The 13,416-nt window shown below is 61.0% G+C and carries 11 protein-coding genes and 1 pseudogene; 5 read left to right on the top strand and 7 right to left on the bottom strand.

Annotation, left to right across the window (positions count from 1 at the left end):
* Positions 1 to 946: 946 nt before the first annotated feature.
* Positions 947 to 1,237 (top strand): hypothetical protein, encoded by a 291-nt coding sequence (locus EPN59_RS00235; RefSeq protein ID WP_293042531.1) that lies wholly within the window; start codon positions 947 to 949, stop codon positions 1,235 to 1,237.
* Positions 1,238 to 1,964: 727 nt separating this feature from the next.
* On the opposite strand, the pseudogene EPN59_RS00230 reads toward EPN59_RS00235, so the two are convergent.
* A pseudogene (locus EPN59_RS00230) lies at positions 1,965 to 2,870 on the bottom strand (S1/P1 nuclease); the annotation flags it as partial.
* Positions 2,871 to 3,286: 416 nt separating this feature from the next.
* On the opposite strand from EPN59_RS00230, the gene EPN59_RS00225 reads away from it, so the two are divergent.
* Positions 3,287 to 4,051, top strand: coding sequence for a hypothetical protein (locus EPN59_RS00225; RefSeq protein WP_293042533.1), 765 nt, complete (start codon positions 3,287 to 3,289; stop codon positions 4,049 to 4,051).
* Here the strand turns inward: EPN59_RS00225 and EPN59_RS00220 are convergent.
* The 6 genes from EPN59_RS00220 to hyfB are packed head-to-tail and all read right to left on the bottom strand — an operon-like array spanning position 4,048 to position 11,233.
* On the bottom strand, positions 4,048 to 4,566 hold the full coding sequence (locus tag EPN59_RS00220; RefSeq protein WP_293042535.1) for a formate hydrogenlyase: 519 nt from the start codon (positions 4,564 to 4,566) through the stop codon (positions 4,048 to 4,050). The two genes, EPN59_RS00225 and EPN59_RS00220, sit on opposite strands and share 4 nt — an antisense overlap.
* The gene (locus EPN59_RS00215) at positions 4,563 to 6,125 is read right to left on the bottom strand and encodes an NADH-quinone oxidoreductase subunit C (RefSeq protein ID WP_293042537.1); all 1,563 of its coding nucleotides are present in this window, start codon (positions 6,123 to 6,125) and stop codon (positions 4,563 to 4,565) included. The genes EPN59_RS00220 and EPN59_RS00215 overlap by 4 nt, the downstream gene beginning before the upstream one ends.
* 3 nt (positions 6,126 to 6,128) lie before the next feature.
* Positions 6,129 to 7,625 (bottom strand): hydrogenase 4 subunit F, encoded by a 1,497-nt coding sequence (locus EPN59_RS00210; protein WP_293042539.1) that lies wholly within the window; start codon positions 7,623 to 7,625, stop codon positions 6,129 to 6,131.
* Positions 7,618 to 8,277, bottom strand: coding sequence for a formate hydrogenlyase (locus EPN59_RS00205; RefSeq protein ID WP_293042541.1), 660 nt, complete (start codon positions 8,275 to 8,277; stop codon positions 7,618 to 7,620). Before EPN59_RS00205 ends, EPN59_RS00210 begins: the two co-directional genes overlap by 8 nt.
* Complete coding sequence (locus EPN59_RS00200; RefSeq protein ID WP_293042544.1) at positions 8,277 to 9,227, bottom strand: NADH-quinone oxidoreductase subunit H; 951 nt, start codon at positions 9,225 to 9,227, stop codon at positions 8,277 to 8,279. Before EPN59_RS00200 ends, EPN59_RS00205 begins: the two co-directional genes overlap by 1 nt.
* The gene (gene hyfB, locus EPN59_RS00195) at positions 9,224 to 11,233 is read right to left on the bottom strand and encodes a hydrogenase 4 subunit B (RefSeq protein WP_293042546.1); all 2,010 of its coding nucleotides are present in this window, start codon (positions 11,231 to 11,233) and stop codon (positions 9,224 to 9,226) included. The genes EPN59_RS00200 and hyfB overlap by 4 nt, the downstream gene beginning before the upstream one ends.
* Before the next feature lie 537 nt (positions 11,234 to 11,770).
* On the opposite strand from hyfB, the gene EPN59_RS00190 reads away from it, so the two are divergent.
* From EPN59_RS00190 to EPN59_RS00180, 3 genes are all read left to right on the top strand, one after another.
* Entirely contained in the window at positions 11,771 to 12,220 is a 450-nt protein-coding gene (locus EPN59_RS00190; RefSeq protein ID WP_293042549.1) for a hypothetical protein, read from the top strand.
* Between the two features lie 189 nt (positions 12,221 to 12,409).
* The gene (locus tag EPN59_RS00185; RefSeq protein WP_293042551.1) at positions 12,410 to 12,598 is read left to right on the top strand and encodes a ribbon-helix-helix protein, CopG family; all 189 of its coding nucleotides are present in this window, start codon (positions 12,410 to 12,412) and stop codon (positions 12,596 to 12,598) included.
* Between the two features lie 126 nt (positions 12,599 to 12,724).
* Positions 12,725 to 13,069 carry a zinc ribbon domain-containing protein YjdM gene (locus EPN59_RS00180; RefSeq protein WP_293042554.1) on the top strand — a complete coding sequence of 115 codons (345 nt, stop codon included), beginning with the start codon at positions 12,725 to 12,727 and terminating at the stop codon, positions 13,067 to 13,069.
* Positions 13,070 to 13,416: the final 347 nt, after the last annotated feature.

Here is a 13,416-nt window from a genome sequence, read left to right as displayed (position 1 = left end):
ATTTTACATTCCTGATACCTTACCTCGTGAATAAGGCAACCGCCTGAATGCGATGAATGGTTGCTTTGCAAAAATTAAACAGCCGAACGGATCCGCCGGATGCATTGCGCAATGCGGTTCGAATTAATCTGACGGTGAAGTCAAAATTTAGAGAAGGCAATTAGCGGAATGCGACACGAACAGTATCAAAATTTATTGGGTTTATACATTGAACTTGTATGATTTTTATACTTATAAACATCATTTACGCATCGTTTTTAATCTGTTTTGAGTAAATGCGATAACCGTGATCCGCCCCCTGCAAACCGGGCCGGCAGGGAGCCGGGTAACGTCCGTTTTCGGAGAAGAGGCGAGCACAAAGAAGCGCTTTGCGGAACGGCAAACCCAGGTGCGCGTAATTGTTGCCATCGTGTTGCGCCATGGTGTTGCGCCGTGGCATCGGGGCCACAACGGCCACAAGCCGTGCAGAGCACGGAACGATCTTTTGCTGACAGAGGATGCGGCGAAACGTCGAGCAATTGCGGCAACCCATGTACGACGCAAAACTAAACCGTTAAATTGCCTTCTCAAATGAGTTGCGTAAATGCAATTAAGCCTGGTGGTGTGATAATTTGATTTTGATGTTTCAATCAATTTTATTGGCCACACGCGATATCAATATTTATTGAATCGGCGAATTCTCTCTATCCTGTTTATATCGTGGAATTCACATTCGGCCGGAATTTATCAATCTGATCGAGTCTGTGAAGACGCGATACAAGGTTGCAGTCGTTATCAGGCGGGAAGCAGGCGAGACTAAAGACGACGCTAACAATGCCGTTATGCAGTAAAGGTTCGGCATGACGTCCCTGATGCGCTTGTATGCCGGTTTAGGCCGGACGGGCTGCGATCACGAGCACGTGCAACAGCGCACGGGGAACAGGCGACTTAACTCCAGGGAAAAGTTATGAGCGAGCAGCTTCAGCACATCATCGACAGCGAGCACGAGCGCTGGGCGCTGAACATATCGTCGGCGTTGCGTTCACTGCGCAAGTATGGCTTTTTCGTCGTGCAGGATCCCAACGCGGCTGCACTGCCCGCATCCGACCAGCAGCGCCAGGCACGCGAGGCAGCTTGCCATCTGCTTGCGGTGCCCGCGAATAACGAGAATCTCTCCGCACATGCTGTTCACGAACTCGCGCGCACATTGCTCGAAGACGGAGCGGCTGGCCTCAAGCATATTCGGAGGCTGGAATAAGCGGCGTGCCGATGGCGGCTGACGCCGCCATCACGTAGTGCAGCGAAGGCTATTCGATGGTGCGTACACGCTGTCGGTCATTGAAATCGCGACTTTGGAAGCACCGTGCGCAGCACCCGTATGAGTTGCCGGTTGCTCGGGGGAAAGCAAGGCGCCGACAATAAGCAATGCTACAAATATGGCAAAGATAATGCCGATTCGCTTTAGCAATTTTTTCATGCGCAATTAATCTGCCCAGAATACGTTGGCTGGAAAATTTCAACTGAAGCGCGGCATTGTAAATGCGTGCGTGACCGGCGCGTCTCATAAATTACGCATCGGCGGCAACGTGGAATAAACGGTGGCCAGGCGGATCGGGAGGGCGCGGCGTGGACCTTCTGGGCAATAGGGTTCGTTGCTTTACCATTCGAAGATGTGAAACCGATGCACCTCCGTCAGTGGCAAAGCGGACGGAGGTGCATCGGTAAGTCACTCAGCGGCCTCATCAGGCCGAGCAGGTTTTTCCTCCCGCTGGACGATAGCCGCCCGCTTTCGCCTGATCTTCGTACATGTAGACGCCCTGCTGCGTATTACCGTAATACGCCGAGCCAGGGCAGTGATAAACGCCTGTCTTCGTGTTGACCCACACCAGAACGCCATCGCCCGGCGGGCTTGTCGAACCCGGCGGGTTGGTCGAGCCCGGCGGGCTTGTCGCCCCCAGCATCTTCAGATTTGCGCCGTTTAGCACCATCGCGAGCCGCACGCCCGCGCGGCTCAATTGCAGAGCGACGTCTTGCTGTGCAGTGGAGACATAGTCGTCCGATAACGCATAGGTTCCCGAACTGTTCGGCGCGGGCAGCTTGCCGTACACATCCTGCTTCGCGATGTCGAACGCCTCCAGAGACCAGTCGCGCGGTGTCCGCGTCTGCCAGATTGCGGCCTGGTCGCAGGTGATGTTGCCGATCAATTGACTGGCGACCGTATTGGTGTCGCTGCCGAGCCGTTTGACGAACGCCGTGTCCCAGTAACTATGCAGCTTGCCAGGCGCGATGCCGGGTGCCGACACCAGCTTGTCGTTGCCGCCGCGGTCGCTGCTGTCGCTTGCATGCAACGGCTGGTGCAGGTCGCCAACGAAGTGCAGCAGGAACTGGAGTGCGAGCAGACGCTCGGCGTCGGTGGTCTGAGGCGCCGCCAGTTCCTTCGTGAATTGATCCACTTTATCGACCACACATGCAGTAGCCGGGCCGGCGGAAGCTGGCGTGTTGAGCGGCAATGGCGGATGGCCAAAGCACGCGGCATCGATGTCGCCGTCGCTGATTTCAGTGTCGACGAAGTGCCAGTTCGCAGTTTCAGGATGTTTGTTGCGATAGCGGTCGGCCCAGCTCGCTGCGCTGGCCATGTCTGTCGCGGTCAGGCCAGTGCTGTCGTTTGCGAGCATTGCGTTGACGGCGGCACGCGTGCTGCTCGTCAGGTAGTGGTCGGCGATCTTCGCGACGATCCGGTGCCCTCCATCGCCCCACGCGAAAGCGCTCGGGGCGATGGAGAGGAGCAGTGCGCCGCAGGCCAGCCAGTGGCGGACGCGGTGGCAGGATTGAAGCCCAGGGTCGGACGATTTTGTCGGTACGGCTTGGGGCCTCGATTCAGGTGCTGTCATTTTCTGATCTCCGGTGTGTCTGGATGAAAAGTGATACACGTTGTCGGGGCGTCAGTATGACTAACCAACTGCTGGATCGTTATGACAATCGGAGTCGAAGGCCAACTTCAACAGCATGATGTGCTGTTCATTCATGCATGGACCCGACTCTGCGATTGGGTGTCGTGGTAGCCTTCACTCCACGGTTGCTTCAATTCTGGAGTTTGGCTCAGACGTCTGGCGTTACTGGACTCCTACGGAAATTTCACACTACTTTCAACAGATTTCGGACGTTGTCGGGGATAGCCGGGGCTTCCAGAAATATTCTCTCTCTTGCTTCTTGCCGCGCAGGGTTTCGAGTGCCGGTTGCGCAGGCAGGGCGCGAGAACGGGAGGCCAGATTGTCGATACGTTCAGCGGCGCAAGAGGTGAATTGTTATGAAAGTCGGCGGAATGGAAAACTTTTCCATTTGCATTGCCACCCCAAGTCTCCGGGCCATGATGTCGTCAAGTTACGTGCGATCCATTTCCGAGCTGCAGGCAAAGTGCTATTCCAGGGGCTTTGGATTCGACATCAAAATTCTCAACGGAGTCAGCCCGATAGACCACGCCAGAAATTTGCTGGTTAGTATTTTTCTGAAAGAAACGAATTGCTCGCATGTCTTGTTTGTCGATGACGATATAGGATTTAGCGTCGATGAGTTAATTGCGATGTTCGAGCAGGTGAATGATGCCGATGTGGTCGGTGTCATCTGTCCAAAGCGAAAAATCGACTGGCATCGTATCAAGAAGATCGTGCTGGCTAATCCCGATATCAATCCAGCGCACCTGGCTAATCTCGGCGGTATCTATGAAGGTATGTTTTCCATACCGAACAATGCGGCGACGGTTTCCGTCGGGCGACAATTGATTCCCGTCGATGCTGTCGGCTCGGGGTTGATGCTTGTTTCGCGCTCATGTTTCGAGCGTCTCAGAAGAGTGGCCAAACTCACTTCTTATTATATGAATGAATATGATGGGTTGCGTTGCGACTCATATTTTCAGTCACGCCCTGGCCTTGGAGAAGATTTTGCGTTCTGCAAACTGGTTCTTCGTCACGGCGGCACAGTGCGTGGCGCGACAAATGTCACTGTCACTCACTCGGGACTTCACGACTACATCGGAGATCTTCCCGGGATTGCGAAATACGAATTCCCCGCCTAACCCTTCGAAGCGCGAACGGCGGCGAAAATGCCTCTCAGGAGTTCGACCGGCGAAGGCGGGCAGCCCGGTATGGTGACATCGACGGGCAGCAACCGCGCGAGCGGACCGCAGACGGCATAGCTGTCCCGGAATATCCCCCCGGTGCACGCGCACTCTCCGGCGGCCACCACCAGCTTGGGAGCGGGCGTTGCCTCGTAGGCCAGTCGCACGGCCTCGCGCATGTTCGATACGAGCGGTCCGGTGATCAGCAGCATGTCTGCGTGCCGGGGGCTCGCAACGAAGCGGATCCCGTGTCCCTCGATGTTGTAGTACGGGTTGTTGAGCGCGTGAATCTCCAGTTCACAGCCGTTGCACGAGCCCGCGTCGATCTGCCGGATACACAGGGCGCGGCCCAGCACGTCGAGGATTTGCTGGTGCAGCTGCTGGGATTCCGTGCGCCAGTCGTTGCCGCCCTCGGGGACGGGTTCGGCCGGTGCGCGGGTGCTCGCGATTCGCTTGAGAAGTTGCCACGTCACAGGTCGTGCCCCGCATAGCAGAGGTTGAACGATTTGTTGATGAGCGGAAAATCCGCAACGATATTGCCGATGATCGCAACTTCGACGGCAGGCCAGTTTTGCCATGACGGGTCATGGCAATGGCAGCGGGCGAGCGTTCCGTCCTCGCCGGTTTCGAGCGCGACCAGCACGTCGCCGCGCCAGCCTTCGATCCACCCGGCGCCATATGAAGGCGGGCGCGCGATTTCAGGTAGAACGGCAACGCTGCCGCCTGGCAGCCCCGCGACGATCGCGCGAATCTGGCGCAGCGATTCATCGATTTCGCTAAACCGCAGCGCAACGCGGGCGGCGACATCGCCGCGTTTGTCGCTGGCATGGCGCGCGCCAATCTCGCTATACGGGACCGGTCCATGATCGCTGCGCAGATCCATGGTGGCGCCGCTCGCCCGCGCGGCGAGCCCGCATACGCCGAACTGGGCGGCCATCTGCGGGTTCAGCATGCCGGTGTTCGTGAAGCGATCCTGCAATCCCGGGTGATCGTCGTAGATGCGTCGCATCGAGCGGACCTCGCGCTCGATGCGCTCGCTCTGGGCGACGATCGCGTCGGCGCAAGCCTTGCTGAGATCGCGCGCGACGCCGCCGGGCTCGACCGCGTCGAACAGGTAACGGTGGCCGAAGGCCTGCTCGTTCAGGCGCAGCCAGTCCTCCTTCATCCGCGAAAACTGCGCGAGCCCGAAGGCGAAGCCCGCATCGTTGCCGAGCCCGCCGAGGTCGCCCAGATGATTGGCGACGCGCTCGCGTTCGAGCAGTAGCGCACGCAACCATTGCGCGCGCATCGGAATGGTCGTGCCGAGCGCACGCTCGAGCGCCATGCAGTACGCCCATGCGAACGCTACGCTGCTGTCTCCCGCGATCCTGCCCGCGACGCGATGGCCTGCCAGTGCCGGCGTTCGCTCGAACAGACGCTCGACGCCGCGATGGGCGTAGCCGAGCCGCTTTTCGAGCCGCAGCACCTTTTCGCCGACGACGGAGAAACGGAAGTGCCCCGGTTCGATGGTGCCCGCGTGAATGGGCCCCACCGCGATTTCGTGCACGCCGTCCCCGGTGACGCGCGTGAACGCGTAATCCGCTTCGTTCGATTCGAAGCGCTCCAGGCCGGATGCGGACTTGCGCAACGGAAAGTAGTCGGCGGGCCAGTTGCCGTGATTCAGCCACGGGCGCGTGTCGTCCGCCCCGCATGCGCGCAGCCCGGTCAGATCGTGGACGGCGCGCTGCATGCGGGCTGCGCAGACAAAGCGCGCCGAGAGATCCGGGTACTCGGCGGGCCCGGACGATCCTTTTTCAAGCGGCAGCCGGACCCAGAGCAGGCCGTCTTCGACGGCATAGGCCGCGCATATCGTGAACGTGCCATCGCGCTCTTCGGCGCCCCACATCGTGACCAGCCGGCCGCCGTCCTGCGCGACGAGGTTGGCGACGTCGATCCATGCGGCGGCATCGGCCTGTGCAACGAACGTGACCGGCCGATCGGCGAAGTGTGCGAGGGGGCTGAGGCCGGGTAACTGGAGTGCGTCGATCCGCATGAATCATCCTGCAATCATGGCCGCGGCCGCGTGATACCACGCCGCAAGCCAGGGGGGGATGTAGAGCCCGAGCGCAAGCCCGATGGCCAGATGAATGAATACCGGCAGCACGGCGGGCCGATGGTCGAGGCGGCGCGCAGTCGGTTCGCCGAATGCCATGCCTTGCACGTGCCGGAAAATGACTGCAAACGCGACGGCGAGCGCCAGCATCAGAAGCGGTACGGCCCAGGGTTGCGCATGGATCGCCGTGGTGAGAATCAGGAATTCGCTCGTGAAAACACCGAACGGCGGCATGCCGAGAATCCCGAGCGTGCCGAGGATCATGCCCCAGCCGACGAGCGGACTCACGCGAACGAGCCCGCGAATGCCGTCGATGGACTGCGTGCCGGTTTTTTGCGCGGCGTGGCCCACCGTGAAGAAGATGGCCGATTTGATCAGCGAATGCGTCGTCATGTGCAGCAGGCCCGCGAACGTCGCCACGGGTCCGCCCAGCCCGAACGCGAAGCTCATCATGCCCATGTGCTCGATCGACGAGAACGAGAAGAGGCGCTTCACGTCCTTCTGCCTGAGGAGCGAGAACGTCGCGACGAGCACGGAGAGCAGCCCGAAGCCCACGAGCAGCCGTCCGGGCAGGCCGTTCTGGAGCGCGCCGTCGGCGAGCACCTTGCAGCGCAGCACCGCATAGAGCGCGACGTTGAGCAGCAGCCCGGACAACACGGCGGAGATCGGCGTCGGGCCTTCGGCGTGGGCGTCGGGCAACCAGTTGTGCATCGGCACGAGGCCGACCTTGGTCCCGTAGCCGATCAGCAGGAACACGAATGCGAGCGACACGATGACGGGGTCGAGGCTCGCCTTGGCGGCATTGAGGCTGGTCCAGAGCAGGGCGTTGCTGCCGCCCAGGCCTCGGCTTGCAGCGAGGTAAAGCAGGATCGTGCCGAAGAGCGCTTGCGCGATGCCGACGCCGCACAGGATGAAGTATTTCCACGCCGCCTCGATACTGGCCGCAGTGCGATAGACACTTACGAGCAGCACGGTCGCGAGCGTCGCGGCTTCCATCGAAACCCACAACACGCCCATGTTGTTGGTCAGGAGCGCGAGCAGCATGGCGAACACGAACAACTGGTACATCGCGTGATACAGCCGCGTGCGGCCCGCGCTCATCCGGCCGCGGTCGCGCTCGGTGCGCATGTACGGCTTCGAGAAAACGGCCGTGGTCCAGCCGACGAATGCGGTTAGCGCCGCGAGAAAAACGTTGAGCGGATCGACGTAGAACAACTGGCCGAACGCGAATGCCGGGCCGTGCGCCACGGTGTTCTGTGCAAGCAGGAGCGTGGCGGCGAAGGTCACGAGGCTGAACCCGGCGTTCAGGACAGGTGCGATGCGATGCGCGCCTGCCAGCGCGAGCGTCGCGCTCGCCACGAGCGGCAGCGCGAGCACCGCCGGGAGAATCCAGGCGCTACAACAGACGAAACTCCAGGCGACACTCCAGGCGTTAATCATCGTCGGGCTCGCCGAGGTGGGGAATATCCAGGCTGTCGAACTGCTCCCGGATCTGGAACATGAACACGCCGAGAATCAGCATGCCCACGAGCACGTCGAGGCCGATGCCGAGTTCGACGAGCATCGGCATGCCGTTCGTGGCGGCCGCCGCCGCGAAGAAGAGGCTGTTTTCCATCGAGAGAAAACCGATCACCTGAGGGATCGCTTTCGCGCGCGTGATCATCATCAGGAACGAGAGCAGCACGCACGCGAGCGCGATGCCGAGCGTGCCGCGCGCAACCGACGAAGCGAACTGCGTGAGCGGCAGCGCGACGTTGAACGCGACGATCACGAGCACGATGCCCGTGAGCAGCGTGGCGGGAATGTTGAGCAGCGATTCGATGTCGCTCGTCACGTTCAGGCGTTGCACGAGCCTATAGAGAATCCACGGAATCAGCCCGACCTTGAGCATGAGCGTCAGCGCGGCGGAGACGTAGAGGTGCGTGTCGGCGAGCAGGGAGCCGAGCACGAGATTGGCAAGGGCAAGCACGAGGCCCTGCAGCGTGTACAGATGGATCAGCGCGAGAATGCGCCGCTGGCTCAGCATCGCGAAGGAGATCAACAACAGGATCGCGGCGAGGAGATTGATGATCTGCGTGGCAAGCCCGTGCATTACGCCCCCAGCAGGAAATGGACGAGCATGCCGATGACGGCGAGCAGATACGCCGTCGCGAGGAATTCGGGCACGCGAAAGAGCCGCATCTTGGCGTTGAGCGTCTCGACAAGCGCGAGCAGCGCGCCGCCCGCGAGGAGCTTTGCGAACAGCACGGGCACGGCGAACAGCAGCGCGAGCGGGTTGCCCGCCTCGGCGATGCCCCAGGGCACGAAGAGCGCCAGGCCGATGCACGAGTACGCGAAGAGCTTCAGGCTCGATGCCCATTCGATCAGCGCGAGATGGCGCCCGGAGTACTCGAGGAGCATCGCCTCATGGATCATCGTGAGTTCGAGGTGCGTCGCGGGATTGTCGACCGGCAGGCGCGCGTTTTCGGCGAGCGACACCATGGTGAACGCGATGCCCGCAAACGCGAGGCTCGGATAGATGGCCAGCTGGCCATGGCCGAGCAGGGCGACGATGCGCGTGAGCAGCGTCGATTGCGTGATCAACGAGGCGGAAAACAGCACCATGAGCAGTGCGGGCTCGGCGAGGAAGCCTACGAGCATTTCGCGACGCGCGCCGAGCGTGCCGAACGCTGTGCCTGCATCCATCGCGGCGAGCGAAGTCGCGACACGCGCGAGCGCGAACAGCCCGACGAGCGCGATTGCATCGGCGGCCGGCGAAAGCGGCAGATCGGTCGAGAGCGTGGGGACGATTGCGCACGCAAGCGTCATCGCACCCCAGACGACATAGGGCGTGAGGCGCGTGATGGGACTCGAGTGCTGCGCCACGACCGATTCTTTGTTGAAGAGCTTGTGCAGCGTCCGGTACGGCTGCCAGATGCTGGGGCCGCGCCTGCCTTGCAGCCGTGCGCGGCAGATGGCGACCCAGCCCGACAGGAGCGGCGCCGCGGCGAGTGCCACGAGGATTTCGAGCGCTTGCGAGAGCAGTCCGGAAAACGTGATCATCTGCGCACCAGAATGAGCAAAACGATCAGCGCGGCGAAGCTGTACGAGAGGTAGACGGCAATGCGGCCGGTCTGCAGCTTGCCTGCGAGCGCGCCGATGCGCTGTACGGTGCGTACGAGCGGCGCGTAGAGCCAGCCCCACGTGCGGTCGGCGATTACCACGCGGTAGGTCGGCTGCGTGTCGAACGGCGAGGGCGTGTCGCGCTCGATCTTGAAGAGCGGCGTGAAGATTTCGCGAATCGGCTGGCCGAAGCCCTCCGCCGTATCCTGCATGCGTGCGGTCACGAACGGATTGCCGCAGGTCCATGGCGCCGAGCGACGCAACCGGCCGTGATAGAAGCGCCGCACAAGCAGCCACGCGAGCGCGCAGCAGCCGAGGAAGAACGCAAGGAAGACGGCGGGCATGTAGCTCGCGCGATCGACGCTGGTGGGGGCGAGCAGCAGCCAGCGGCTTGCCGACACCGCCTCGCCGAGATCGGCGCCTGCGAGTTGGCGCGTGACGGGTGCGAGCAGGCGGACGATCTGCACGGGCAGCAACCCGAGCAGCACGGTTGCGGCGACGAACCAGCAGAAGCCCACGCGCCCCCACACACCGGTATCGCGTGCACGCGTGAGCGAGGCTTCGCGTGGTTGTCCGAGAAAGACGATCCCGAAGAACTTGACCATCGTGTAGCCCGCGAGCGCCGCAACGAGCGCGACCAGCGCGGCGATGACCGGCACGGCCATGTTCAGGAAGGTATTGGGCAGGGCGGGCGTGAAGAGAAAGCTCTGCAGCAACAGCCATTCGGAGACGAAACCCGAAAGCGGCGGCAACCCGGCGCTTGCCAGTGCGCCGACCAGTACCGTCCAGGCCGTCCACGGCATCCTGTGAATCAGGCCGCCGAGGCGGCCGAGATTGCGCTCGCCCGTCGCATGCAGCACGGCGCCCGTGCCGACGAACAGCAGGCTCTTGAACGCCGCGTGGCTCGCGATCTGATAGAGCAACGCGGTCATCGCAAGCGCGGCGAGGCTGTTCATGCCGAACGCGCGAAACAGGACGGCGAGCCCGAGGCTCACGAACATCAGCCCGATATTGTCGATCGACGAATACGCGAGCAGCCGCTTCATGTCCGATTGGATCGCGCTGAACACGACGCCGAGCAGCGCGCTGAACAGACCGAGCGCGAGCATCAGCACGCCCCACCAGGCGATTTGCAGGTGCAGCAGATCGAAGACGGTGCGCAGCAGCCCGTAGAGGCCGGCCTTCAGCACGAAGCCGCTCATGAGTGCGGAAACCGGTGAGGGGGCGGCGGGGTGCGCCTCGGGCAGCCACACGTGCAGCGGAAAGATGCCTGCCTTTGCGCCGAAGCCCACGAGCGCAAGCACAAAAGCGACCGACGCCGGGAAGGGCGCGAGGTGCTGCGCGCGCATGACGGCGAAAGTGTAGTCGCCGGTATCGGCCTGCATCAATCCGAAAGCGACGAGGATTGCCAGCGCACCGACGTGGGAGATCAGGCAGTAGAGAAAAGCCGCGCTGCGGATTTCGGCGATGCGCGAGTTGCTCATCACGAGGAACGTGGCGGAAAGCGTCAGCGCTTCCCAGGCGACGAGGAAGCTGTAGGCGTCGTCGGCGAGGAGCACGAGCGCAAGGCTCGCGAGGCACACGTGATATTCGAAGCACAGCAGGCCGGGTGAGGTGCCTTCGCCTTTGCGGAAATAGCCTGCGGAGAATGCGCTTATGCCTGTGCTCACCATGCCGAGCACGGCGAGGAAATAGGCCGAGAGCGCATCGAGGCGGAAGTGGAATGGCAAGCCGGGGAGACCGAGCGGCAGCACGATGGTTTGTACGTCGCCGGTCATACCGGCGACGCCGAGGCCGAACATCAGCATGCCGAGGAGGGCGCCCGCGGGGAACAGCGCGTGTGCCACCACGCGTGTGCGGCGCAGGTTCGCGAGACCCGCGCTCCCGATCGCCAGCCAGCCGGCGACAACGTACAGAGCGAGCTGGATCACGAAGCGATGTTCCATCGAACCTGGTCTCCTGTCGCGTCAGCTAGGCGCCGCAAGCTATTTCGTTGTGTTTCTTCATGTGCTTCGCGTACGCGCCAACGCCAGGATCGAGGCCGCCCGAAAGCACGCTTTCGCGTGTATCGATCTTCGCACGAGTCGATGCTGCGAGCATCGGAGCGAGCAGAATCAAGCCGGGCGTTGAGCAGAATGACAACGCCGGATTCCGCCAACTATGCATGCGTGGTGTGCAGGTGACTCGTGTCATATCGAGCGCATTTGCGAGCGCATTTGGTTAACACCGTATGTTAACGGCATGAACAGGCTAGCAGAACTGCTCCGGCATGACCAGAGCGGAGCGTTACGCAGGAACAGCGTGGCTGCATTTACATATCATGCAAATGACATTAACATGCAATTACACTCGTGTAACGACAGCAGGGCTGCCTGCCGCTGGCCAATGAGCTGGCCAATGAGCTGGCCAATGAGCTGGCCAATGAGCTGGCCAATGAGCTGGCCAATGAAGACGCCGGCGCAGCGAGCCGAAAGGGGTTTGGGATGGTTGACGTCGAGGTTCCATTGCTGTCGCACGACTGCCGACGCTTGTCTCTGCGCGAGGCGGCGGGCGAGCAGGGGCTTGTCGCCGTGTGCGTCGGTCAAGCAAGCGGGCGTGGGTTTCAGTTGCTCCATCGCTTCGAGACAACATGCGACAGGCTCGATGCGACGGGCGTCAACGTCGTGTTCGTCTATCCGGCAAAAGCCGCGCGCCATGCGCAGGACGCGCTTTCGGTCATGGCGGCGCGCTACAGGCGCAGGCCGAGCCTGTTACTCGACGATACCGGCCTGTTCTTTGTTCGCGAGATGCCGGTCCACCAGCTTTGCGCCATGCGTTTCGATCGGAACATGACGTGCATCGAATCCGACGCGATTACCGTGCGCGAGCCTCAGTGGGACATGCGATTGCGGGAATTTCTGGTCAAGGGGCACAGGCATGCAGACGCGGCTTGAGCGGCATGGATCGCGCTGCTGGCTTGCGCGAACTGGTTGTGGCTTTCAGGCACGGCGTGCATTCCCGCCTGGATCAGTATGCTAAGCTGCCGCCGTCGCGGGACGCCGCAGCCAGGCCATGTTGTGGTCGCTGCCGTCCGGCATCGATTGTAATTTGATTAACATATTTGGACGGCAAGCCTCCGCGTGATGGAAACCAAAAGCGCCCGACTGACGATACTGATTGACCCCGCCAAGAAGGCCGCATTCGAAGAACTGTGCGCGGCGCAGGATCTGACTCCTTCACAAGTCGTCCGTCAATTGATCCGCGAATACCTCGCGCAGCACGGCGTGACGTACAAGACGAAAAGCACCGTCGGGACGCGGGTGCGCCGGTAAATCCCATACGCGTCCAGCCTGCCCGAAAAGGCAGAGCGCCCCGCGCTCATATCCGCCTGCGCGTTGTCGCAGGACTTTTTTTTACAGATCAAAAACCAACGCCGTTGCAGGTGCGAGGGTCGACTTATGAACGTATTGCCGCCGTGTCCGAAATGCCATTCCGAATTCGTGTATGAAGATGGCGCCGTCTATATTTGCCCGGAGTGTGCCCACGAATGGCCCGTGGCGGAAGCAGCTGCTTCGACCGAACCCAGTGCCAAGGTTTATCGCGATTCAGCGGGCAATGTCCTGCAGGACGGCGATACGGTGACGGTCATCAAGGATCTCAAGCTCAAAGGCTCGGGCGGCGTGATCAAGATGGGTACGAAGGTAAAGAACATCCGCTTGGTCGATAGCGACCACGACATCGACTGCAAAGTGGATGGCTTTGGCGCAATGAGTCTGAAATCGGAATTCGTCAGGAAGGCGTGACGCACGCTGTGGGACGCATCTGAAAGCTGGGCGGTTGGCGCTGTCGTTCTGTCGGCCCAACCGTTCTTCATCGCGTATATTGGCCCGGATAATTTGGCCGAATGCGCGATGAGGCGCGGGAGTCTGGCTGCACGAAGATGCAATGTAGTGAAGCGTATGTGTTGTTCACTGCCGTAAATGGCGGTGAAGCGCTGCAATCCTTTGGATTCGCGCTTATCCAATAATTTACATAATACAAATTATCATTATTTTTTGTGTAGGTCCCAAATAGAAATATCCGCTTTTCAACCCAACCGTAAGCTGTCCACACACAGAGCCCGCCTACGTAATGTGTATCGGATATCCCT

The organism is Paraburkholderia sp. (genome assembly GCF_004298475.1).
GTDB classification, from domain to species: Bacteria; Pseudomonadota; Gammaproteobacteria; order Burkholderiales; family Burkholderiaceae; genus Paraburkholderia; species Paraburkholderia denitrificans.
Note: the sequence above shows the minus strand (reverse complement) of the source record. Positions and strands in the feature narration are given on the sequence as shown.